19 protein-coding genes are annotated in these 23,545 nt (G+C 36.4%); 9 read left to right on the top strand and 10 right to left on the bottom strand.

Translation table 11 applies throughout. From position 1 onward, the window contains the following. Window positions 1–77 precede the first annotated feature (77 nt). A complete protein-coding gene (locus H6F47_RS05900; RefSeq protein ID WP_190648036.1) occupies window positions 78–7,082 on the bottom strand; it encodes a type I polyketide synthase in 7,005 nt (2,334 codons plus the stop codon). Window positions 7,083–8,088: 1,006 nt separating this feature from the next. Here H6F47_RS05900 and H6F47_RS05895 point away from each other — a divergent pair. The 5 genes from H6F47_RS05895 to H6F47_RS05875 all read left to right on the top strand — a co-directional run bounded on the left by H6F47_RS05895 (window position 8,089) and on the right by H6F47_RS05875 (window position 12,776). Next, window positions 8,089–8,412 (top strand): hypothetical protein, encoded by a 324-nt coding sequence (locus H6F47_RS05895; RefSeq protein ID WP_096565517.1) that lies wholly within the window; start codon window positions 8,089–8,091, stop codon window positions 8,410–8,412. A gap of 428 nt (window positions 8,413–8,840) precedes the next feature. After that, a complete protein-coding gene (locus H6F47_RS05890) occupies window positions 8,841–10,040 on the top strand; it encodes an ABC exporter membrane fusion protein (RefSeq protein WP_096565515.1) in 1,200 nt (399 codons plus the stop codon). A gap of 194 nt (window positions 10,041–10,234) precedes the next feature. Next, complete coding sequence (gene devC / locus H6F47_RS05885) at window positions 10,235–11,407, top strand: ABC transporter permease DevC (protein WP_096565513.1); 1,173 nt, start codon at window positions 10,235–10,237, stop codon at window positions 11,405–11,407. A 151-nt stretch (window positions 11,408–11,558) separates the two neighbouring features. Beyond that, entirely contained in the window at window positions 11,559–12,248 is a 690-nt protein-coding gene (locus H6F47_RS05880; protein WP_190347045.1) for a DevA family ABC transporter ATP-binding protein, read from the top strand. Between the two features lie 291 nt (window positions 12,249–12,539). Further along, window positions 12,540–12,776, top strand: a complete 237-nt coding sequence (locus H6F47_RS05875; protein WP_137666702.1) for a hypothetical protein — start codon at window positions 12,540–12,542, stop codon at window positions 12,774–12,776. Here the strand turns inward: H6F47_RS05875 and H6F47_RS05870 are convergent. Then, a complete protein-coding gene (locus tag H6F47_RS05870) occupies window positions 12,765–13,541 on the bottom strand; it encodes a glucosamine-6-phosphate deaminase (RefSeq protein WP_096565509.1) in 777 nt (258 codons plus the stop codon). The genes H6F47_RS05875 and H6F47_RS05870 overlap by 12 nt on opposite strands. A gap of 104 nt (window positions 13,542–13,645) precedes the next feature. Here H6F47_RS05870 and H6F47_RS05865 point away from each other — a divergent pair, with 104 nt between their 5' ends. Next, window positions 13,646–14,332 (top strand): HAD-IA family hydrolase, encoded by a 687-nt coding sequence (locus H6F47_RS05865; RefSeq protein ID WP_096565507.1) that lies wholly within the window; start codon window positions 13,646–13,648, stop codon window positions 14,330–14,332. Window positions 14,333–14,380: 48 nt separating this feature from the next. Here H6F47_RS05865 and H6F47_RS05860 read toward each other — a convergent pair whose 3' ends face one another. The 4 genes from H6F47_RS05860 to H6F47_RS05845 form a co-directional block, all read right to left on the bottom strand. Beyond that, entirely contained in the window at window positions 14,381–14,683 is a 303-nt protein-coding gene (locus tag H6F47_RS05860) for a hypothetical protein (protein WP_190347084.1), read from the bottom strand. Between the two features lie 343 nt (window positions 14,684–15,026). Further along, window positions 15,027–15,503: an NADAR family protein gene (locus H6F47_RS05855; protein WP_137666704.1), complete on the bottom strand. Its 477-nt coding sequence runs from the start codon at window positions 15,501–15,503 to the stop codon at window positions 15,027–15,029. A gap of 74 nt (window positions 15,504–15,577) precedes the next feature. Continuing rightward, complete coding sequence (locus H6F47_RS05850) at window positions 15,578–15,922, bottom strand: DUF6464 family protein (protein WP_137666705.1); 345 nt, start codon at window positions 15,920–15,922, stop codon at window positions 15,578–15,580. A 155-nt stretch (window positions 15,923–16,077) separates the two neighbouring features. Beyond that, window positions 16,078–17,433 carry an OB-fold nucleic acid binding domain-containing protein gene (locus H6F47_RS05845; RefSeq protein ID WP_137666706.1) on the bottom strand — a complete coding sequence of 452 codons (1,356 nt, stop codon included), beginning with the start codon at window positions 17,431–17,433 and terminating at the stop codon, window positions 16,078–16,080. 119 nt (window positions 17,434–17,552) lie between these two features. On the opposite strand from H6F47_RS05845, the gene H6F47_RS05840 reads away from it, so the two are divergent. Continuing rightward, window positions 17,553–18,200, top strand: a complete 648-nt coding sequence (locus H6F47_RS05840; RefSeq protein ID WP_190648035.1) for a Uma2 family endonuclease — start codon at window positions 17,553–17,555, stop codon at window positions 18,198–18,200. Here the strand turns inward: H6F47_RS05840 and H6F47_RS05835 are convergent. The 4 genes from H6F47_RS05835 to H6F47_RS05820 form a co-directional block, all read right to left on the bottom strand. Then, window positions 18,197–19,879, bottom strand: a complete 1,683-nt coding sequence (locus H6F47_RS05835) for an AIPR family protein (RefSeq protein WP_190648033.1) — start codon at window positions 19,877–19,879, stop codon at window positions 18,197–18,199. The genes H6F47_RS05840 and H6F47_RS05835 overlap by 4 nt on opposite strands. A gap of 74 nt (window positions 19,880–19,953) precedes the next feature. Beyond that, complete coding sequence (locus H6F47_RS05830; protein WP_190347043.1) at window positions 19,954–20,238, bottom strand: hypothetical protein; 285 nt, start codon at window positions 20,236–20,238, stop codon at window positions 19,954–19,956. 62 nt (window positions 20,239–20,300) lie between these two features. Then, window positions 20,301–20,582, bottom strand: a complete 282-nt coding sequence (locus H6F47_RS27785; RefSeq protein ID WP_242027342.1) for a hypothetical protein — start codon at window positions 20,580–20,582, stop codon at window positions 20,301–20,303. 9 nt (window positions 20,583–20,591) lie between these two features. Next, complete coding sequence (locus tag H6F47_RS05820) at window positions 20,592–20,852, bottom strand: hypothetical protein (RefSeq protein WP_137666713.1); 261 nt, start codon at window positions 20,850–20,852, stop codon at window positions 20,592–20,594. A 228-nt stretch (window positions 20,853–21,080) separates the two neighbouring features. Here H6F47_RS05820 and gatA point away from each other — a divergent pair, with 228 nt between their 5' ends. Next, window positions 21,081–22,535, top strand: a complete 1,455-nt coding sequence (gene gatA / locus H6F47_RS05815; RefSeq protein WP_137666714.1) for an Asp-tRNA(Asn)/Glu-tRNA(Gln) amidotransferase subunit GatA — start codon at window positions 21,081–21,083, stop codon at window positions 22,533–22,535. A gap of 266 nt (window positions 22,536–22,801) precedes the next feature. Then, window positions 22,802–23,482, top strand: coding sequence for a uracil-DNA glycosylase (locus H6F47_RS05810; protein ID WP_096565491.1), 681 nt, complete (start codon window positions 22,802–22,804; stop codon window positions 23,480–23,482). The last annotated feature ends 63 nt before the right edge of the window (window positions 23,483–23,545 follow it).

Below are 23,545 nucleotides of genomic sequence, written 5' to 3'. Positions count from 1 at the left end.
AGAAGAAGATTATTATCTAATGTCGAGATTCAGAGGGTAAAATCTACATTTTTGCTCTGCGTCTCTGCGTGAGGTATCTAACCTATTTGCTTAACTAGAACTGTACCTTTTGCGCAAATCATGCGATTATAAATTTGCCCTTGTTGATTGTGGGTAATAACATCAGCAACTACGTTTGATTCTGTTTTGGATTTGACTTCACAAGTTACATAAAATGTTTCCCCAAAGGGAACGGGTGCAAATTGTTCAAAGTTCAGAATTTCTGAGGGTAAACAACCTATTTGATGAAAGTGTTGTGTCCAAATCCAAAGGGAATGAATCTGCACATCTGCTATATAGGGGTTGAATGTCTGAACTGGAAATTGTCCCTGTTGCTGTGGTGTTGGTTCTGGTAATTTACATTCGATGGTGAGTTTACCAGGACTAGCATTTAATACTGATTTTACGCCTTGAAAGATAGTTCCGTGAAATAGGCTACCTCCTCCATTTTGATATAGTAATGGATTGGTAGATAGGAATTGTTCATCTTGGTTTAAGTTCACCAATTCATAGTTAGGAGGTGTGGGAATTTCCCGTTTTAAAATCAGATTGGTGCTGAAATGATATCTGATTTTTCCGTCGGGGGTGATACTGCTAATTTTAGCAGCTATTTGTATTTCTTTGTTTTCTATTTTAGCAAGTTCTTGAATTTCTAGAGTGTATTCATTTGCTGAATTTTCATCAAAGACAATTCCTTTTAAAACTTTGAAGTTAGAACAACTAAAGGCTTTAAAACCAGGATATAGTTGTTCACAAGTGTTAGCCATCCATAATAGTCCACAAGTTGCAGGAAGCACGGGACGACCTGCTATAACATGATCGTGTAAAAATGGATTGGATGCTAATGTTAATTGACGTTTAATGTGATAGGTTTTTAAGTCACTGGGTAAGGTGGTAGGAATATAAACTAAGGGACTACCAATTACTACTTGTGTTGTATTTGAATTGGTGTTTATCAGTTCATTAACTAACATTTGTGCGCCGATTTCTAGGGGTATAGTTTCAATTCCTCTTTCTGCAAATGCTGTCTTTAATTCTGGTGATACCATGCCACTCTCCCAGGGACCCCAGTTAATAGCAACTACATGACAATGGGGGTAATTCTGTTTGATAATATGGGCTGATTTGTTGAGGATTTCGTTAGCAAGTGCATAATCTGCTTGTCCCACATTTCCATAAAAACCAACCACTGAAGAAAACAATACTAAATATTGTAGTTGACTTGGTGGTACACATTGCAGGAGATTTTCTAAACCTTGAACTTTGGCAGTATAAACTGTTTCAAAATCCTGAATTGTTTTTTTCTCAATCCGTTTATCAGCTAAGTTACCAGCACCGTGAATAATTCCAGTTATCGCCCCTAACCTTTCAATTACAGGTGCAAGTTTTTCTGTTAATAAATTTCTATCGGTGATATCTACACTCAAATATTCAGCTTTTCCTCCTGCTTTTTCAATGGCTTTTAATGTATTTTTAATTTCTCTTTGAGAGTAAATTAATTGATATTTTCTTTGCACCATGATGGGGGTTGGTTTTTCTCCTTTGTCCAGAAAATCCTCCATAATTCGCTGTTTTAATTCAGCTTCATTTTCATAACCCTCAGCCCAAACTGGTTCTGGTTCTGTACTGGAACGACCTAAAAGAATGAATTTACATTGATATTCTTGGGCTAATTTGATCACACATTGGGCAGTGATTCCTTTTGCACCACCACTAACTAGAAATACTTGGTCTTTGGTAATGGGTAATTGGTGATTGGTAATGGTTAATGGGGTGGGTTCTGCAACTAAAGTGCATCTACCTTTGTTGGTATATCCTACTTCTGTAACTAATAAATTCGGATCTTGCAATTCCGCAAGGATGTATTTTACTGATGTTTCTGCATCTAAATCAGGACTTAAATCCAGGGAACGACAAAATACTGTTTCCCATTCTTGATTTAAACTTTTAGTCAGTCCAAATAGTCCCGCACTAATAGGACTAAAATTATTGGTTTTTCCTAATCCAAATTCCCCATCTAACCGCGCAATGCTTAAAAAAGAACTACGTCCTTTTGTTGCTGCTTGATTGAGTGATTCTTTGAGATGTTTGGCAATTAAAAATACATGACAGAGAATGGTTTTTTCTGTTTCCGAACTATCACTGAATACAGGGTGTAGATGAATGAAAGAACCTACAAGACCAAACTTATTAGAAATATCGGTTAACTGTTGCTGTAAACTCTCTTCTTGCCAATCATTTAATCTTATCTGATTAATTCCTACGGGTAAATCTGATTGCGTAGAGGGAAAGCTTAAAACTACAATTTTACAACCTCTAACTGTTAAAATCCTAGCTAATTTTTCTGTCGTTGGTGAACCATCATCAGTGATTAAAACAATTTGATTTTCAGGAATGGTGAAATCTAAAATATCAGGTTGGGGAAGTGGTTTTAATTTTGCTGGACTGCGAAGAATTTTGTGATGAAATTCCTGTTCTTTGATATCCTGTTTTTCTTGCGTGAACAATTGCGTTAAACCTTCAGCTTGATGTTGCATATACTCGGCAATTTCTCCCAGTGTCCGCAGTTGTCCTAATTCTTCTGGGTTAGGTCTAGGTAAGTCGGGATAAAGTTCTAAAAGTCCTCCTAAAATTTCTACTCTTTTGATGGAATCAATTCCTAAATCTGCTTCAATATCCATTGATAGTTCTAACATTTCTACAGGATAACCTGTTTTATCACTAACAATGTTGAGCAGAATATTGCTCAAATCTGTGGGGATTTTTATTTCTTGATTTTCAGATTTAACTAATACATCGTCGTTAGAGCAAATGACAATTGTAGCGTCAGTTTGTGTATCACTCAGATGGTTAGAAGATGCTAAAAATTGCGGTTCATGTTCAACAGTTTTATGAGGAACTTCTACAAACATTGGTGCGGGTAATTTTTGGTTTTCTTTTGTTTCTGAACTCTCTACTTTTTGTTCTGATTTTTGATTTCGCAACTCTGGAACTAGAGTTTTTATATACTCGGCAATTTCTCCCAGTGTCCGCAGTTGTCCTAATTCTTCTGGGTTAGGTCTAGGTAAGTCGGGATAAAGTTCTAAAAGTCCTCCTAAAATTTCTACCCTTTTGATAGAATCAATTCCTAAATCTGCCTCAATATCCATTGATAAATCTAACATTTCTACAGGATAACCTGTTTTATCACTGACGATATTGAGTAGAGTTTGACTGAGGGTGGAGGTATCTATATTAATTGGAGTTGTGGGAACGACGTTAATAGTATTTGATTTCTCTTCTAACTTCTCCTCTGGTTGGGGAGGGGAAATAAACCTCTCCCCTAACCCCTCTCCTACAAGGTGAGGGGAAATATTCAAATCATTTTCGTTAATTAAGCTTTTTCCGTTTTCTTGTGCTTTTAGGAGATGGTGAGGAAGAGGTTGAGAAGGAGATTGGTTTTGATTTATATCATCAGTAATCTGCCAAAAATCATAATGTTGTTGCAGTAATTGAAAGTAATTATTGGCGTAGTCTTGTTGATAGTTGAGATATTTTTCATGAATGCGGATAGTTTCAGCTTGATGATCATGCAATCGCATTATGCTACGTTCGCAACTAGAAATTGCTAGTTGTTGTGTTTGCGCTTGATGTTCATTTCTTCCGTCATTTGCTAACAACGAATATTGTTGTTGCATTAATTCATAAAATGTCTTTGTGTACTCTGTTTGATTTTGCAAAGATTGTTCATGTGCGTGTGTAATTTCACTTTGTTGGCGAGTAAATTCTGCTAATGATTGTTCTAATCTGTCAATTACTCTGTCATAATTAGAAAGTTGAATTTCAACTTTTTCAGGTTGTTCTATTTTTTCAGGTTGTTCTATTTTTTCAGGTTGTTCTATTTTTTCTAATTGGCCGTTACTATCTTTATTCACAGTCTTACCATTACTGCTTTTTTCTACTAACAATTCCTGATTTTTGGGGACGGTAATTTTGATATCCGCAACTGGTTGTGGGTGATGTTCATTAACTTTTGCTGTTTCCGCTTTGATAACATGACCATTTTCTAAGGCTTTAGCAAATGCTTTTTGTGCTTTGTCGGTAATATTTGTACTATTCAAACGCACATTCAAAATTTTCTTTTGATCCTTTTTATTAACTTCGGGTATTTTAGTTTCAATCTGATATGGATCTAGATTTTGCAAAGGTATACCAGCAACCCGCAATTGTATGACTGCTTCTCTTAATACCAAATCGCTATTTTTACGATAGTTCCCATTTAAAGCTATAGCTATATGGGGTTTTTCACCTAAAATTTCTTTTACTAAGTTGGTGAGAACATTTTTAGGTCCAAACTCAATAAAGCAATAACCACCAGCCGCATATATATTCTCAATTTCTTGTTGAAATAACACCTGATTTAACAAATGTTGTTTGAGAATTTTTTGCATTGCTGCGGGTTGATTGGGGTACAATTCCCCTGTGACATTAGTATAAACGGGAATCTGCGCTTGATTAAAAGTTACCTTTTCAATTGCTTGGGCAAAAGGTTTCTGGGCATGGGCTACTAATGGTGTATGAAAAGCAGCGGAAACTCCTAATAAAAATGTCGAAAATCCTTTTTCTTGCAGAACATTTTGTACTTTGCTAATTTCTGCTTTCTTCCCAGCTAATACTACTTGATTTGGAGAATTACAATTAGCAATAGCAACCTGAGGAAAGTCTTTAATTAATTCCGTTACCTGACTGACATTACCTTTAACTGCCAACATTCCCCCGGCGTCAATTTCTGTGGGTGTGGCCATTGCTTGTCCTCTAGCTTTGACCAAGAAAAAATAATCTTCTTCACTTAAAACACCCCCCGCCCACAAAGCTGTTAATTCTCCAAAACTATGACCAGCAACAAAATTTGCTTTCAAACCTGCTTGTTGTAATATCTTGTACAAACCTGTACTAAAAGCGCCAATTGCCGGTTGTGCATATTCGGTTTTTTGCAGTGTTTCTAGTTGCTTTTGTTTATATTCTGGTTCAAAAACTGGTGGCGGAAATACAACTTCGGATAAAGAGTTTAACCCATCTTTACAAAACAAATTATCTATCTGATTATAGGTTTGACGTAAGTTAGGAAAGTTAATGACTAATTCCCGTCCCATTTCCAAATATTGCGAACCTTGCCCAGAGAACAAAGCCACTATTTTTCCTGTAGTTTCTATTCCTTTTTGTCGGTAATAAATTCCTTTGGGATGTTCCCAAGATTCAGATTGCGGTGTATTTTTTAGTAAGTCAATAATGACTGGTAAAAATTCTGTTGCTTGTGTCAAAGATGCTGCTACAAATCCCACTCTGGGATAATTGATGGGAATTTCTAATTGTTCAGATTCTGTAATTAGTTGTTGATAATGTTGTTCTTTATTTTCTGATTGTAGTTGTCGTTGGATATTCTCACAGCGAGATAATAATTCTGCGGTTGTGGGTGCAAATAAGAGGATGGATTTTGCAGAATTGTGTAAACGATACGAGTGTTCATGTTCATTGGTGTATTCCTCTAAAACAACATGATAATTTGTGCCTCCAAAACCAAATGCACTTACTCCAGCGCGTCTGGGTTGGTTACTAATCCAAGGTCTAGTTTCTGTGTTTAAATAAAATGGTGAATTTTCGATATTCAGTTTTGGATGTGGTTGAGTAACGTTAATTGTTGGTGGTAATACTTTATGATGTAATGCTAACGCTGTTTTAATTAAACTTGCTGCACCAGCGGCGGCTTTGGTGTGTCCAATTTGGGATTTAACTGTTCCCAAAGCAATATATTGTTTTTTGGGATTGTTGTCACTAAAAACTTCAGTTATGGATGTAAATTCTGTGGGATCTCCTACCATTGTTCCTGTGCCATGTGCTTCAATTAAACCCACAGTTTCTGGTGAAACACCGGCATTTTCATAAGCACGACGGAGGGCTTTTACTTGTCCTTGGGAATGGGGGGCGTAAATGCTTTTATATTTGCCATCGCTGGAACTGCCGATACCTTTAATGACTGCATAGATGCGATCGCCATCTCTCACTGCATCATCCAGGCGTTTGAGTACCACCATTCCCACGCCTTCACCTAACATCATGCCATCAGATTCTGCATCAAATGGTTTAACTTTTTCTCCCGGAGAAACCGCAGGAGTTTTACTAAAACACAGATAGGCAAAAATCGAATTATCAGTATCAACTCCGCCGGTTATCATCATGTCGGCGCGATTTTCAACTAATTCGCTAATTGCCATTTTTAATGCACCTAAAGAACTGGCGCAAGCAGCATCAACTACACAATTCATACCGCCTAAATCTAGTCGGTTGGCGATACGTCCAGAAATCACATTAGCTAACATTCCGGGGAAGGCGTTTTCTTCCCATTGTACATAAGCACTTTTAATTTTCTCAATTACTTTTTGGGTATCTTCATCCGATAAACCGCTATTTTTCAAAACTTTTTCCCACACTGGATATTGCAATCTTGAACCTAAAGGTACTGCTAATTGTCTACCAATTGCTACACCTAATATTACCCCAGTGCGATCGCGGTTAAATTCTCTAGATTCACTATAACCTGCATCTTCCATTGCTGCTTTCGCAACTACCAAACCTAATAATTGAGAAATATCTGTCACCTCTAAAATATTTGGTGGTAAACCAAATTCCATCGGATTAAAATCAATATCTGGGATAAATCCACCCCGTTTACAGTAAGTTTTGTCTGGTGTTTTGGGATCAGGATCATAGTAATCGTCTATATTCCACCGAGAAGGAGGAACATCAGTAATACAATCTACTTTTTGAATTATTTTTTCCCAATATTCCTGTAAATTTTTAGATTGAGGAAATATCGAAGCCATGCCAATAATTGCTATGTTACTTTGTTGCAATTGGCTATTAATTTTACTGTCTAAATTGGTGTGATCGTTTTTGTGATCGCGCATATTTTTTTTCACCTTAATAAGCTTGAGCAAAGCCTTTTCACAATTACTAACTTCATTTTGCAATTGTGCTAACGCAGCTTCAAATTTGGCAGCAGCCATGACAATATCTTTGTTTCTTGTGCGATTGAATTTTTTTGAGAAAGTTGTTATTTAAATTTGGTAAAATGCTTTGCTCGGCGGCTCAAGCAAGGATAGTTTCATAGAAAAAACTTAATCCTCTTCCCTGTAACTTCAAATTGCCGCTAACTTATCTTGATATTAGACTGGTGACAAATCTTTTACAACTTATATGCAACTTAGATGCAACTTAATCAAGTTGGATGAAATCTAAGTTTGCTTGAGCTTGAGATATATTAATTCGTGAGCTTTTTGCTTATCCAATTACTATCAAATTTAGCTGATGATTTTTATTTGATTACAAAAGTTGCATATAAATTGCATATCTTTGAAGGTAGGGAATAGGGAATAGAAAGAACAAAAAAATATCAGGTAACAACAAGGATATTTATTCAACCAGTTATTCACTGATGGAAGTATTTTTACAAGTTTGTGAATTTTGCATCTATCCCAGAGCAGATTTTTTATCTTATTTAAATAAGTTTTAAATAATATTTAAATTACCAACATCTTTAATAATTGATGAAGCTATATTTTATCAGAAGAGAAAAACATCTGTAATTTTAATAACTACTGGCTATATCTAAAGTATGAGACTAATCATTTTTTTGACTCAAAAAGCGTTTAAGTTAGGTATTTAAGTATCAAATGCAAATCAACTATATTGATGAATTTTCAATCTGTCAAGCTACGTGCAAATTTTCTTGAATAAATTTGTTGCATAGGACTTGAAATTGATCATTAATCAGTTTATTGTGTGTGATTGAATGATGTAAATGTAAATCCATGCTGTTCGTTTAACGTAGTGGGTAGATCCAGAATTTAGGTGGAGTGAATATATAAATTCACTTTATTAATTCATCAATCTATCCACTCTTAACCGCCCAGTATTGCAGTAAAAATTCATGCGATTTAACCAGATTGTGTGTAGATTGTGTGTAAATTTCTGCAAAATGGTAATTACAAGAAACTATAAGGGCTTGCTGGCATGAGACTATCTGAATTAGATCCACTCATACCGCTAAATGAGTTGAGAGAAGAACTGCTGAAATTACCAAAAGGCTACTCTTTTTATGAAGATGAATTGGTAGAATTTCTATCACGACGTAGATGGCCAGAGAGCGATCGCCGAATTGATAGAACAACTTTTTGGCGGTGGCGCAACGACAACGGAATTGAACATCAAAAAGTATTCAGCCGCTTGGATATCCTTAAATTGTGCCAAATTTGTGATCATTATCGTGTGGATGGAACTCGCAGTGAATACTTGGCGATTATGAAAAAGAAAAAAGAAGTGATGCTCAACAAATAACCATGCACTTTACAGGTGCAGAAAATACTAAATAGCTCTGCTCACAGCCGATACAGCTAAGGAATTGATGGATATATATCCATCTTCCTAGCTCTATCTTTACCAAATTTATCAAATATTAATAACCACAAAAAACATAAGAATTCAGGATTTAGGAGTCAGGAGTCAGGAGTCAGAATGTTTGATCAATTGGTTGATTATCAAAAAGTAATTATTAGCGTAACCGTTAAAAAGCTGACTGCTGACAACTGAATGCTGAGGTTAAGTTGCACCAACATTATCAGGGAATGCTATCAAGTGTACTGCTCTATCTCTTTGATTGATTTTATTGATCGAGATAGCAGCTTCTATTAACCCCATGAGGGGAAAAACAACGTGCTAATTGCCAATTCAAAAACATAATTAAGGGCATAATTAAAGGCATAATTATGGTACACAAAGAAAAGCAGTCATTCGCAAACCCTGTAAATTGGTTGTCAATAACTTTGGCAATGACTACAGTTGTAGCTACTGGCGTAGTATATTTTTACAGTCTTTCACGTTTTAATTCCAAATCTAAATCAAACGAACCAATTCCTATCAGCAGTCCTAGTCCAATAGTGACTGCTGTTGCTGCTTTAGGACGTTTAGAACCTCAAGGACAAATTATTCGTTTGTCTGCTCCAGGTACACAATTGGGGGGTGTAAGAGTAGCTAAACTTTTGGTAAAAAAAGGTGATGAAGTTCGTGAAGGAAAAGTATTAGCAATTCTTGATAGTTACGCTCCTAATCTAGCAGCTTTAGAAAAAGCTAAACGACAAGTACAAGTTGCTGAAGCTAATCTGAAAAGAGTAGAAGCTGGAGCAAAAAAAGGTGATATTTATGCCCAAAAAGCAACAATTGCTCGTTTAGAAGCTGAGTTAAGGGGTGAAACTTCTGCACAAAAAGCAACAATTGCTCGTTTAGAAGCTGAATTAAATAATGCAGAAACAGAAAATCAAAGATATCAGAAATTATATCAAGATGGTGCTATTTCTGCTTCAGATGCTGATACTAAACGCTTACGCAAGGATACTGTACAACAACAATTAAATGAAGCCAAAGCTGCCTTCAATCGAACTGTAGAAACGTTGCAAAAACAGTTAAATGAATCCCAAGCTAGACTTGATAGTATTGCGGAAGTTCGTCCTACCGATGTGCAAGCAGCGAAAGCAGATGTTGAAATTGCCAAAGCATCTGTTAAACAAGCTCAAGCAGAACTAGATTTAAGTTCTATCCGTTCACCAATAGATGGACAAGTGTTAAAAATCAATGCTTGGCCAGGAGAAATAATTGGTAGTAATGGCATTGCTGAATTAGGTAATACTCAACAAATGTATGTAGTCGCAGAAGTCTACGAAACTGATATTAAAAAAGTGCGTTTAGGTCAGTCCGTGGAAATTACTGCTGATGCTTTTACAGGAAAAATTCAAGGCACAGTTACAGACATTGGTTTGCAAGTTGGTAAACAAAATATCTTTAATAATAATCCCGGTGCTGATACAGACAACAAAATAGTTGATGTCAAAATTCGTATTAATGACCCAAAAGACAACCAAAAAGTCGCAGCTTTAACTAACTTACAGGTTGAGGTAATGATCAAAATATAAGCTAATAATTCAGGAGTCGTAGGGGCGAAGCATTCGGAAAATAACCTGTGATAAAAATTGATAATTGTTCGCCCGAATGCTGATGCTTCCAGCACGCTTCGCGAACGCCCGTAAAGGAGTCAGAATCTTTAACAATTAAAAAGCTGACTGCTGACATTTAATCATTCTAATGTATAATTTTAGAGGTTTTAAATATGATTTTGAATATACCTCTAGCTTGGCTACAATTAGCTAAACAAAGAGTTCGCTTTTTTGTAGCTTTAGCTGGAATTGCTTTTGTTGCTGTTTTGATGTTTATGCAAATCGGTTTTCAAGACGCTTTGTATGCTAGTGCTACACAATTGCATAAAAATCTCCAAGGAGACTTATTTTTAATTAGCGCCCAATATAGGTCTTTAACTTCTAATCAAAGTTTTCCCCGCAGTCGTTTATATCAAACTTTAGGTTTTGCAGATGTGTCAGCAGTTGATCCTTTATATGTACAGTTTGCTAAGTTCAAAAATCCCATTAATGGGCGTAAGTATCCTATCTATGTATTAGGATTTGATCCAGTAAAATCAATCTTTAAATTACCAGAACTGCAAGATGATTTTCAGTCACTGCAAATACCTGATCAAGTATTTTTTGACCGTGCTTCACGTCCAGAATTTGGACCAATTGCTGAATATTATCAGCAAAATAAACCTGTGACTATGGAAATATTTAGTTATACAGGTTTAGTAGGTTACAGAGTTAAAGTTAGTGGTTTATTTAGTCTCGGTCCTTCCTTTGGAGTTGATGGTAATTTAATTGTTGGTTCTTCTACTTTTATGCGAATATTTGCTGGGCGAGATGTGGATGACATAGACATAGGTTTAATTCACCTCCAACCTGGTGCTGATTCCAAAAAAGTTTTGACAAATTTATCAGCTAAGTTACCCAAAGATGTTATCGTTATGACTCGTAAAGAATTTATTGAATTTGAAAAAAGTTATTGGACTTTAAGAACACCGATTGGATTTGTATTTAACTTGATGGTGATCATGGGTTTTGTGGTTGGGGTAATTGTTGTTTATCAAATTCTTTATAGTAATATATCTACCCATTTCGTTGAATTTGCTACTCTTAAAGCAATGGGTTTTAAAAATAAATATCTCTTACGGGTGGTTTTTCAACAGGCTTTAATTTTAGCAGCTTTGGGTTATATTCCCGGTTTTGCTATATCCTTGGGACTTTATGATATTGCCAAAAACGCAACTCAGTTACCCATTACTATGGATATGAACAAAGCATTAATAGTGTTAATTTCTGCTATTGTCATGTGTTTAACTTCAGGATTTTTCTCTACCAATAAATTACGCAAATTAGATCCAGCAGAAATTTTCTAATTAATATTTCAGGAGTCAGGAGTCAGAATGCTGGTGAAACCAGGAATAGAAAGAAAGCTTTCAGAGTAGTTAGACTGGAAAATATGTTATTTTTCGCTAGTCTGGATTCTGAATATTTACTTTGATCAACCCATATAATATTATGGATTTTATGGAATCAAACGCAATTTTAGAAATTAGTAACCTCAATCAATACTTTGGTACAAGCAAATTAAAAAATCAGATATTATTTGACATTAATTTATCAATTAAATCTGGTGAAATTGTCATTATGACTGGTCCTTCTGGTTCAGGAAAGACTACTTTATTAACTTTGATTGGCGGTTTGCGTTCTGTACAAAAGGGAAGTTTAAAATTTATTGGAGAAGAATTATGTGGAGCAGAAAATAATAAATTAGTGCAAGTCCGTCGCCAAATAGGTTATATTTTTCAAGCTCATAATTTACTTGACTTTTTAACAGCTAGACAAAATGTACAAATGTCTTTAGAGTTACAACCAAACATTTCTGAATGGGAAGGTAGAATGCAATCAGAAGCCATGCTTCATGCTGTAAAATTAGGCGATCGCATTAATTATTATCCATCTGATTTATCTGGTGGACAAAAACAAAGAGTTGCTATTGCTCGTGCTTTAGTTAGTCATCCTAAATTAGTTTTAGCTGATGAACCTACCGCAGCTTTAGATAGTAAAACAGGTCGAGATGTTGTTAATTTGATGCAAGAATTAGCACGGGAACAACATTGTGCGATTTTAATGGTGACACATGATAACCGCATTTTAGATATTGCTGATCGAATCATTCACATGGAAGATGGTAAGTTGATTAAACAAGTTTCATAACTCTTTCAATGAGTAAAGAATTTCAACGATAATGTCTCTACAAGAATGAGGAAATTTTCAGGTTTAAATTATGTCTTTTGGTGGATAAAATCTCTACTTTGAGAATGAGGTAATAATTTTACCATTTATGTAAAGTAATTTATGTAAAGTATAGGAATGTCATGGTCAGATACCCGAATTATTGGAGAATTCGGGTATCTATCCACTGACCTACTTATCTTTTAAATTGTCAATTTACATTTGAAATTCACATTAGACAATTCACATTTTAGATTCACAATTAATTGTATTATGGTGCAAGATTTACTTATTTGCTTACAAGAAGCAACTTTATATTTTATATTTAGAAGGTCATGGCTTCCTAAACATCCTGATGAATGTTTTGTAAATCTTCCCTGTGGATGTCAAAATCCTGGAAAAGAAATGAAATGTGAAGATTGTCCATATTTAGAAAGTTGCTTCTCTAGTTGGAAATTACATCAACAATATCTGCAACAAAAGACAAAATTCAGCAGTTTAAGAAGATAGTAAACTAGCAGAATTTACATCTAAACATAATACGGCTTGTGGTTGTGTTCGCAAAATAGAAGCTGGGCAATTTGTGTTAATTGACTCATGTAATATCTCTTTAACTATTTTGGCTTTGCGTGTTTCTGGTGCTAAACAAATAATTTTTTTAGCTGCACAAATCATAGGTATGGTTACAGTAAAAGCATACTGGGGAACGCTTTCTAAGTTGGGAAAATATCCGGTTTTCACTTGTTGCTGACGGTTGACTTGATCTAGTTTTACTAATTTGACACTAGCAGCATCTTCAAAATTAGCAACTGCGGGATCATTAAAAGCTAAATGTCCATTTTCTCCCACACCAAGAAGACACAAATCAATGGGTTGAGCTTTTAATAATTTGGTATAGCGATCGCACTCCCCAACAGGTTCTAAAGCATCCCCTTCTATATAGTAAAATTGCTTTGGAAATACCCGTTTTTCTACACGCTCCCGCAAATAATACCGGAAACTTGCAGGATGATCAGCATTAATTCCTAAATATTCATCAAGGTGAAATAAAGTTATCTTTGACCAATCTATCCCACCTAAAGTAATTAAAGCATCCAAAAATTTAAGTTGAGAATTTCCTGTAGCTAATAATAAAGCAATTGTCTCCTGTTCTTGCAGCAGTTTATATAGATACTTCTGTACAATTTCAGCAACATCCTGCGCCATTTCTGTTTCCGATTTATAAATCTGCACCAGGAGATCCTCGACATGAAAAGATGTTGTAGCAGTATTCATAATTTATTGACAAGATAAAAAAAGAATGTGGGGATTTTATGGACTCATTTACGCTAAACTAAGTAAATTAACTTAATAGTTGTTTACATTTTAGCAAAAAAATCATGCTGACAGCAATTCTCTTTGATCTAGATGGAACTATTGTCAATACTGATCCTATACATTACCAAGCTTGGAGAGAAATGCTGTTAAATCACAGCATCGAAATTGATGAAACTTTCTACAAATCCCGCATTAGTGGCAGAATTAACCCAGAAATTGTCAAGGATATTTTACCACATTTATCATCAGCAGCAGGTGAAAAATTTGCAGATGAAAAAGAAGCTCTTTTCCGTCACAGTGCTTCCCACCTGCAACCCCTAGCTGGTTTTGCTGAACTTATAGAATGGACCAAAACACATCAAATAAAACGCGCATTAGTAACCAATGCTCCCCAGTTAAATGCGGAATTTATGTTGGAAGTTCTGGGAATTAAAGAAGTTTTCCATACTATTGTTTTAGCAGATGATTGTCTAGCAGGTAAACCCGATCCTGAACCCTACAAAGTTGCTCTCAATAAGTTAGGAATTACAGCAGAACAAGCTATTGCTTTAGAAGATTCTCCTTCTGGTATTCGTGCTGCTGTTGCTGCTAATATCCCCACTATTGGTATCGCTTCTACCCATGATCCCCAAGTCTTACAAAATATGGGGACATTCATGGACATTCCCGATTTTACTGATTTGCGTCTATGGACTTTCCTTAATTCCTCAATAACAGTCAATTTAGGTCAGTTATCATCTACATTTTGATGAATTTTTGAGATTTTTAATACAGGTAATTCCCTTAACTCCTAACTCCTATTTATTAATAGGGGTTTTACTTTGCCATATTTGTTCAAATTCTGCCTCGGAAATTTCAAATTCCCCAATATCCTTATCATCTAATTTTTTATCGCATAGCATTCCATAATCATCGGATGAATGGCTTTTATCATAGAATAATACATTGCCATTTTCATAAACTTCTATTTGTCTACGGGCATATAAATCACTATCAATTTCCATAAAGTACGTACTACGACCCCAAGAATCATATTCACCCCCAAGTGATACATCCCAAGACCATTTGTAATATTTCTTTGTTTTTTGTAATGTAGTCATATCGCAATCCTCTTTCATTTGTGTTTCATTTGTAATATTTTGCATGGTCTAGCCATACTTATTTTTCGATGCAGGTAACGGACAATAGGTAATAGATTTTCTCACATAATATTTAGGACTGCTATAGTGATTTCACTCCTCATCTACGGACATTTACCTTAACTGTTGTAAATTATGAATAAAACATCTACAATATCTATTGTATACATTAGCTAGGTAAAAAAAACATGAAATTTGCTAATAATTAAGAAGATTATACTTGAAATTAAGCAATGTTTCTAGTCTGAGTATTTACAACAGCGTATTGCTGGTAAATGAAGTAAAAAGCAAAGTAAAAAGCGATTTAACAAGAGGATTTTACTCCTGACTGCTGACCTCTGCTCTTGCTAATTAATATTATTTCCCTTACTTCCATTAAGATTTTGCCCAGCATATTTTTACCACTACCATCAGATCCACAACCCCAATAATAATCTATCGGTGAGTTTTCTACTATTTCCTCATTACCTGTGGACAACAAAATCTCCCTAATATCTGCATGGGTAGAAAACTTACATAACACCGCTTTTCGCATAATATCATCTTTTACGTCTTCCCAATCTGAACGTAAGGGACGACTTCTTTGCCTACCCATTTTTGCAGCTTCTTTGGGTGTTTTAACAAGACGAATTTTTTCTAAATGTGTTGTACCAATAAACTTTTGTGCTTGAAAGTAATGTTCACTTGTAAACCAATATAAATTATCTAATGCAAATCCATGTGGTGAAAAGTTAGAAAAACAACCATATTGTTCACGAGTATGATAAAAGTAGATTGTCATGAAAAATATCCCTGTAAAATGATTCTTTTTTTCATATTGAGAATGCAATAATTTTATATTATATTGTTGTATAGTTAAATTTGCTTGCTACTGGTTAACTCTCTAGGTTCATAGTGACGGCAGTTTTGACAAGGTCCACTAGGGTTGACAGCACAACGGACGTAACCAGATCGAGCATTAAATTTACAACTGATATCACCTATTAAATAGCCTACACCTTCTAAATAATAGCGATCGCCTTCGTCGATATGTTCAGCGCAATCGTCTTGAACTGGTCTTATATATGATTCTATCTGGGAATAGTTAAGAGTTACTTGTCTCCTCCGTGCGCTTGTCCGTTGCTGGTTTTTGTGAAGTACCCACAAGGACCATAGAGACGGCAAAAAACCAATGAAAAGCAACAGTATTGTTTTTAACATTTTTAATTTACCTCATTTTGACATTGATTTTTTCTCAAATCTCATTTATCTCGTTGCCAGTCTCTGACTGGAAATGTTATCACAAATCACATAAGTTGTAGCTATCAGCAAAACGTAAGTATTCAGCTAACTGATTACTGATAGCTGAATACTTACTAAGTATCCGTCAATTGTTTAACATGAGCAGAGAAGTGAGCATTTCTTAAAGATTGCATAGTTAAGAAAGAATCTTGTACCCAATATTTCTTACCAAAACGCACCAGTTGACGAGAATTTCCTGCCTGAATAATACCAATTACAGGAACTTTTGCTTGATTATTGTCACCTGATTGTTCTGTTAAAATTGAACTTAAATGACGCTTGACTTCAATATCAGCAGCTTCCTGTGGATTTAATTCCACTACTACCATCTGCACTTTTTCAACTTGTTCGGCATCTTCAACAATAAATTGAGTTTGTTCATCTCGTTTATCTACTTTTCCCCAAATGATTAATCTGGTATCTATTTCCAATAGTGAATTAACTCGTTCATAAATTTTAGGAAAAACCACTGCTTCTGATGCTGTTGTTAAATCTTCTATTTGTAAAATTGCCATTTGCTCACCTTTTTTAGTCATCACTTTTTTCACGTGATTGAGCATAACAACTGCACAAATCAATGTTTTATCTTTTTGTTCTCCCAACTGTGCCAAATTAATTGGTGAGAGCAAAGAAGATGATTGTTTAATATTTTTCAGAGGATGGGCGGATACATAAAAACCTAATAATTCTTTTTCCATCCGCAACTTTTCCTGTGGGGGATAATCTAAAACTGTTTCAGCTTTAGGTGCAGATTCAAAACCATTGTTAGTTGTTGTTGGATTACCATTATTACCAAATCCTCCCCCCATCAAATCAAAGAGATTTCCTTGCCCAATGGCTCTATCTTTAGCACGGGATTGCGCCCATTCATAGACTAATTCTAAATCTTTAATCAATTGATGGCGGTTAGGTTCTATTTTGTCAAAAGCTCCACATTGAATCAATGATTCTAAAGTACGGCGGTTAACAGCACGTAAATCAATGCGATCGCAAAAATCAGCCAGAGATTTAAATACTCCTCCTTCGGTTCTTGCTTCTAAAATACAGGCGATCGCATTTTGTCCCACATTTCGCACTGCCGAAAATCCAAATAAAATCTTATTATCTGCGGGGGTAAAATCCAAACCTGAGCGATTAATATCCGGCGGATCAATTTCAATTCCCATAGTTGTGCAGTTGTTCAGATATTTCTGCACTTTATCTGTATCACCACTGTTAGCGGTTAACAGTGCTGCCATATATTCTAATGGATAATTAGCTTTTAAATATGCTGTTTGATAAGTGACATAACCGTAAGCTGTAGAGTGGGATTTGTTGAAACAATTAGAGGCAATGAAACCATTTTTAATGGCGAAATTATGATCTTTCTCAACACCAATATCATAAACATTGGCTTCACCTACGTATTGACGGGAAACTACTTTAACCATATTACTTAGCTGTGATAATTTGTTCTATTATGGCATGATCAAGCTAGAACTAAAAGCAGACTTTTCTGATGAATGATTGAAGATTGTTATAGTGTAGGTTAGAAGAGTTTTTCAACACCATGACTATTGCTAAATCTCCCCCGAATTTACCATTGTTGGAAAATGGCGATCGCCTGGATCGTGCAGAGTTTGAACGTCGTTATACTGCGACACCCGATGTCAAAAAAGCTGAATTAATAGAAGGTATTGTATACGTGGCTTCTCCTTTACGCTTTACACCCCATGCTAAACCACATGGCGACTTGATAGGTTGGTTATGGACTTACAAAACTGCTGTTGGTGGGATAGAGTTGGGTGTTGAACCCACTGTCCGCCTTGATAATGACAACGAACCTCAACCAGATGTAGTGTTATTTAGAGTAGATGGGAATGCCATAATTGATGATGATGGTTATATTGCCGGTGCGCCAGAACTAATAGTAGAAATTGCCGCCAGTACCGTTTCCTATGATCTCCATGATAAGAAACGAGTTTATCAACGGAATGGTGTAAAAGAGTATATAGTTTTGCGAACTTTTGATCAAGAACTTGATTGGTTTGTGTTGGAAGATAGTAAATATATAGAAATGAAACCGGATGCAGAGGGAATTATTAAAAGTGTAGAATTTCCGGGTTTATGGTTGAATGTTCTGGCTTTGTTAGGTGGAAATATGCAGCAGGTTTTGAAGACTTTAAATGAGGGTATTTCTCAAACAACCCTAAGTTAAGAGATTTCTATTTGTTGAAGTTTCTCAATTAAATCCCCACGTCGGAATGTAGCCGAAAGTTGTTGTAAAGAAATATCCTGACTGCCATAAAGTTTTTGTAGTGCTTGTTGAATATCTCGTACTGAATCATTAAAATAATCCTCTCCCTTTTGATCGATCAACAAATTAGCATCATGAAAATTGCGGTGGTTAATTTGCTCTATTTGAAGATTCATTTCATGGAGAAGCCTTCGCCCCATTTGCATGGCAATAAAGCATGAAGCATAACGAACACAAGGAGGATCATTTGGGTTTGGTCGTTTGCGTCGGTTTTCAGCAATTCTATACAACTGTACAGCAATTACAACTTGTGAGCCATTAAGCTTTTCAGTAAAAATGGCATCGTATAGTTTACCAAAATGTTCACGAGTGAAAAACTTAGCTTGATGGGGCTTTTGTCGCCAAACCGCCAGTATTGCCTCAGCTGCTACCCCCGAAGTAATATCTGTAGTGGATCTGGCACTGGTATCAGAGCGTTTGCGGCGATAGTTAAATCCCAGTTGTTTAATATCCATTTCCAGTCTTTGCTGTAGATGATCATTAGCTCGGAGATCCTTTAGATCCACAGGGTTCTGACTATTGGTAGCATAAGTAATTTTTTGCACTAGATCGTCATTATCACTGGGTAATTGATAAAGCCTTAGCAAAAGATATGCTTGGTTATTTTGCTGTAGTAGTTCTGGCTGCTGAAGAGTTTTAAAAATTGTCATGCAGGTTTGACCACCATTAATAATTTGTAGGTTTTCAACTTGTACCTGATGATCACTATTTTGCAGCGAATTGTAGGAAAATTTGTCACAAGTTAAAGTGATACCATTATTATAAAAATAGAAATTATTCCTTTCATCGCTATTTAAAGTATCCCGAATACCTTCATTAACGCGGTTGCCTTGCAGCCCTAAGTAACGGCGAATATTACGTTCTAATAACCTTTCTCCGTGCCTTTCGATGAGTGCGGCAATTTCAGTTACGGAAATTCTTCCCACAAGCACCCGACTAAAATTCATATCCTCAACCACAGCTTTACCACTGAGTTGCAAAGTGTCTTTGACTGGTCGAGAAGCTTGTAAAATTTTTATTAACCGTTCATGATTAACGTGTTCCCAAGTTACTTGATCACCAAATCCTGCACGATCAATAGCTTCTTGAGAAGATTGATTCCATTTTATGCCATTATTACAAGCTAATGCTCGAACTTGGGGAATATATCCATCTCTAATTAAGCTACGGGCTTCTTCTACCTTGGTAAGTAAGCGTTGATTAATATGTTCTAATTTTGCACCAGGATCAAACAGAAATCGAATTGCATTGATCAGAGCATTGATTCCATTTTCAGGAAAATTCGCGTTTCCTTGTAAATCATTTTTGTACTTTGCTTGAAATAAACTAACCGTAAACTCTCCATCATGTTCTTCAGAAATGTGCATGGCATCTACACCAAAATCTCCACCGCCTTCCATTAAACAATCAAAGGTATGAGAATCATCTAAATCGAGAATAGTTTGCACACAAAAATATACAAATGCCAAAGATTTAAGTTTGCCAGGATCATTAATACGTAATTCTTCAGCAGCTTGTCGTCGAATGGTATCAGTCAATGAATTCAAACGTTGATCAATAATAGAAGCATTGATATTCATAATTTTTAGGGACTACAGTAAATTAATTCAGGCGATCGCTTTCCCCCGATAGGTTGCTTTATTTAACTCAAGGTTCACCAGGTAATCCCCTTCATTTCAACGGGAAACAGTTTGCGTTCAGATAACCGATCATTATCCAAAGCATGAATTAAATATTCACCTGTTTCTTGCTGTTCTGACTCATCTTCATCATCTATCCAAGATTGGATAAGGTTAACAGCTTCGGCTTGCTTTTGTTTTAATAAAATAGAATTTGTTAAAAGTTGCAATGCCATTGCTTCTACAGAAAGTCCATGCTGATTGGCTTCTTGTAAAAGATATTGCTCTAGCTCTGGTGATAGATCAAGGGTTAGTGTCATAGGTATTTTGAGGATAAACTTTTGTGCTGTTATAGTTGATTTTATTCTATTTTAGGTCAAGGTTAGGTTGAGCGATACCTATGCCTTCGGCACGCGACGCGAACGGTGAGCTTTGCTAACGCTTTCTCACCATAGATTGTTTTCTTTAACTCAAGATAATCGCATTTACTCACTGTAATTAGCTTCTGATACTCAACCTCATTAATTTCAAAAACTTCCTGTTTAACTACTTGATCCAGAATTAAACTTTCAAGAAAAATTTCTAAAAGACCAGAAAACCAAGCAATTGCTGGAGCATGACCACGTTGAATATCAATCAAAATATCTGTATCCAATAAGTACATAAAACTTACCTATGCTCGCTCCCGTGTTTCAGCCTGATGACGCAACTCACGAGCATAAACTTGACTATCAGTAATATCAGGACGGGAATTAATTACGCCTTCATTTTCCCAATATGCAACCAGTTCTGCTCCCGTCTTCGGTAAATTATCTGCAACTTTTCTGGTAGATAAAATATGTAAAATATATTCAGATAAAGGTAAATGAAGTTTTTCAGCTTCTGTATGAAGTTCCTTTTCTAATTCTGGTGGTAGGTTCAGGTTAATACTCATCTTGCTCTTTTGTTTAGTTTTAATTTTCATTTATTGATTAAGCTTATCTCACAGCATATCTTGTCTTTTGCCTAACATCAGTATAATTTAACATCATCCACCCCTCTCAAACCCCTCTCCGCGCCTCCGCGCCTCTGCGTGCCATAACCCCACCAACCAACAAAACACCACCCTCACACCTGTAAATGCTAAAATCAATGACTTGAATGATAAAGAGAAAAATTATTTATGGCATCCATTAACGAGTTGCACAAACAGCTAGTAAAAAAAGAACGTTCAGCCGTTGAAATCACCCAAGAATCATTAAACCGCATTGAAGCATTAGAACCAAAACTGCACAGTTTCTTGGCTGTCACTGCACAACAGGCACTAGAACAAGCTCGCGCTGTGGATGCAAAAATCGCTGCTGGGGAAGAAATCGGTATCTTAGCAGGGATTCCCATCGGTATTAAAGATAATATGTGTACCAAGGGCATTCGCACCACCTGCGCTTCTAAAATTCTGGAAAATTTTATCCCACCTTATGAGTCTACTGTCACCCAAAAACTCGCTGATGCTGGGGCGGTAATGGTTGGTAAAACCAACTTAGATGAGTTTGCTATGGGTAGTTCCACAGAAAACTCCGCTTATCAAACTACCGCTAACCCTTGGGATATTGCCAGAGTTCCCGGTGGTTCTTCTGGTGGTTCTGCTGCTGCGGTTGCTGCGGAAGAATGTGTGGTTTCTCTTGGTTCTGACACTGGGGGTTCTATTCGTCAACCAGCTTCTTTTTGCGGTGTGGTGGGAATGAAACCGACTTATGGGTTAGTTTCCCGTTATGGGTTGGTAGCTTATGCGTCATCCTTGGATCAAATTGGACCATTTGGTAGAAGTGTGGAAGATGCAGCGATTTTATTAAACGCGATCGCAGGTTACGATCCCCAAGACTCCACCAGTTTAAAAGTAGAAATTCCTGATTACACTGCCAATTTAACACCAGATTTAAAAGGGAAAAAATTAAAGATTGGCGTGATTAAAGAAACCTTTGGTGAAGGTTTAGATCCAGAAGTTGAAGCAGCAGTAAATAAAGCGATCGCCCAACTAGAAAGTTTAGGCGCGGAAGTTCAACAAATTTCCTGTCCTCGTTTCCGTTACGGTGTTCCCAGTTATTACATTATTGCCCCATCAGAAGCATCAGCCAACCTCGCCCGTTATGATGGTGTAAAATACGGCGCACGTGTGGAAGATGCAGATAACTTATTATCAATGTACACCCGCACCCGTGCAATGGGATTTGGTACAGAAGTCAAACGCCGGATTATGATTGGTACTTATGCCCTCAGTGCCGGTTATTATGACGCTTATTATTTAAAAGCGCAAAAAGTCCGCACATTAATCAAAGAAGACTTTGAAAATGCCTTTGCTCAAGTTGATGTTTTAGTCACTCCCACCGCACCCACCACAGCATTTAAAGCCGGGGAAAAAATCACCGATCCTTTAAGTATGTACTTGAATGATTTAATGACAATTCCTGTTAACCTTGCCGGTTTACCTGGAATTAGTGTACCTTGTGGTTTTGACAGCAAAGGTTTGCCAATTGGATTACAATTAATTGGTAAAGTATTAAGAGAAGATCAACTTTTCCAAGTAGCTTATGCTTACGAACAATCAACAGATTGGCATTTGCAAACAGCGAAAATATAGCAATCCTAAATGATTTATGAACAACAAGATCCCCAAATTTTCTAAGAGGATGTTTGAAAAGTCTAACTTGGGTGATTAGAAATCACATCTACACAGACAAAACCTGCCTACGCAGGTTTCAAATCCTTAATTTTTCGTTAGTCCACGCAGGTGGACTTTGCTTGTGTAGTAGCGTTCGCCGTCAGGCGTGCCGGAGGCTCTATTATATTCGCCGAAAACTTTTAAGACAACCTCTTAGAAATAGCCCACCCAAAGCCCCAATTTTCATGAACAGCGATACCCAACTTAGCCTTTTTAACGAATCAAACTTTAATCAAAAAGACTTGATTCCTACAGATGCAAAAATTCCCATTCCGTCAGGAACTTATACAAGTTTGACGGAATTAACACCACATTGTCAAAATTGCCATCGTTGTGAGTTGGGTGAAAATCGCACTCATGCTGTAGTGGGAAGGGGAAACCCCCAAGCTAAAATCATGATTATTGGGGAAGGTCCAGGACAAAATGAAGATGAAACTGGTTTACCATTTGTGGGTAAGTCTGGGCAATTATTAGATAAAATTTTGGCATCTGTAAATTTGAGTACGGAGCATGATGTATACATCTGTAATATAGTAAAATGCCGTCCACCGGAAAACCGAGTTCCCACCCCGGAAGAAATGGCCGCTTGTAAACCTTATTTATTAGAACAAATTCGCTTAGTTGATCCAAAAATCATTTTATTAACAGGTGCTACTGCTGTTAAAGGAATTACAGGTAATAAACAAGGAATTACGAAAATTCGCGGACAGTGGATAGACTGGGAAGGGCGTTTATGTATGCCTATTTTTCACCCTTCCTATTTGTTACGTAATTCTTCCAGGGAAAAAGGCTCACCAAAATGGTTAATGTGGCAAGATATACAAGCTGTTAAAGCTAAATATGATGAGGTGACTGGTGACTGGTGACTGGTGACTGGTGACTGGTGACTGGTGACTGGTGACTGGTGACTGGTGACTGGTGACTGGTGA

The sequence above is a fragment of the Sphaerospermopsis sp. FACHB-1094 genome, assembly GCF_014696195.1.
Classification (GTDB): Bacteria; Cyanobacteriota; Cyanobacteriia; order Cyanobacteriales; family Nostocaceae; genus Sphaerospermopsis; species Sphaerospermopsis kisseleviana.
The sequence above is the reverse complement of the archived record's forward strand: the minus strand, read 5'-3'. Positions and strand labels throughout refer to the sequence as shown.

Excerpts from the sequence above, each read along its gene's own strand:
- H6F47_RS05855 (WP_137666704.1), bottom strand. The coding sequence starts at position 15,503 with ATGACAATCTACTTTTATCATACTCGTGAACAATATGGTTGTTTTTCT.
- H6F47_RS05835 (WP_190648033.1), bottom strand. The coding sequence starts at position 19,879 with ATGAATATCAATGCTTCTATTATTGATCAACGTTTGAATTCATTGACT.
- H6F47_RS05865 (WP_096565507.1), top strand. The coding sequence starts at position 13,646 with ATGCTGACAGCAATTCTCTTTGATCTAGATGGAACTATTGTCAATACT.
- H6F47_RS05880 (WP_190347045.1), top strand. The coding sequence starts at position 11,559 with ATGGAATCAAACGCAATTTTAGAAATTAGTAACCTCAATCAATACTTT.
- H6F47_RS27785 (WP_242027342.1), bottom strand. The coding sequence starts at position 20,582 with ATGTACTTATTGGATACAGATATTTTGATTGATATTCAACGTGGTCAT.
- devC (WP_096565513.1), top strand. The coding sequence starts at position 10,235 with ATGATTTTGAATATACCTCTAGCTTGGCTACAATTAGCTAAACAAAGA.
- H6F47_RS05810 (WP_096565491.1), top strand. The coding sequence starts at position 22,802 with ATGAACAGCGATACCCAACTTAGCCTTTTTAACGAATCAAACTTTAAT.
- H6F47_RS05840 (WP_190648035.1), top strand. The coding sequence starts at position 17,553 with ATGACTATTGCTAAATCTCCCCCGAATTTACCATTGTTGGAAAATGGC.
- H6F47_RS05850 (WP_137666705.1), bottom strand. The coding sequence starts at position 15,922 with ATGTTAAAAACAATACTGTTGCTTTTCATTGGTTTTTTGCCGTCTCTA.
- H6F47_RS05860 (WP_190347084.1), bottom strand. The coding sequence starts at position 14,683 with ATGACTACATTACAAAAAACAAAGAAATATTACAAATGGTCTTGGGAT.
- H6F47_RS05895 (WP_096565517.1), top strand. The coding sequence starts at position 8,089 with ATGAGACTATCTGAATTAGATCCACTCATACCGCTAAATGAGTTGAGA.
- gatA (WP_137666714.1), top strand. The coding sequence starts at position 21,081 with ATGGCATCCATTAACGAGTTGCACAAACAGCTAGTAAAAAAAGAACGT.
- H6F47_RS05900 (WP_190648036.1), bottom strand. The coding sequence starts at position 7,082 with ATGGCTGCTGCCAAATTTGAAGCTGCGTTAGCACAATTGCAAAATGAA.
- H6F47_RS05830 (WP_190347043.1), bottom strand. The coding sequence starts at position 20,238 with ATGACACTAACCCTTGATCTATCACCAGAGCTAGAGCAATATCTTTTA.
- H6F47_RS05875 (WP_137666702.1), top strand. The coding sequence starts at position 12,540 with ATGGTGCAAGATTTACTTATTTGCTTACAAGAAGCAACTTTATATTTT.
- H6F47_RS05845 (WP_137666706.1), bottom strand. The coding sequence starts at position 17,433 with ATGGTTAAAGTAGTTTCCCGTCAATACGTAGGTGAAGCCAATGTTTAT.
- H6F47_RS05890 (WP_096565515.1), top strand. The coding sequence starts at position 8,841 with ATGGTACACAAAGAAAAGCAGTCATTCGCAAACCCTGTAAATTGGTTG.
- H6F47_RS05820 (WP_137666713.1), bottom strand. The coding sequence starts at position 20,852 with ATGAGTATTAACCTGAACCTACCACCAGAATTAGAAAAGGAACTTCAT.
- H6F47_RS05870 (WP_096565509.1), bottom strand. The coding sequence starts at position 13,541 with ATGAATACTGCTACAACATCTTTTCATGTCGAGGATCTCCTGGTGCAG.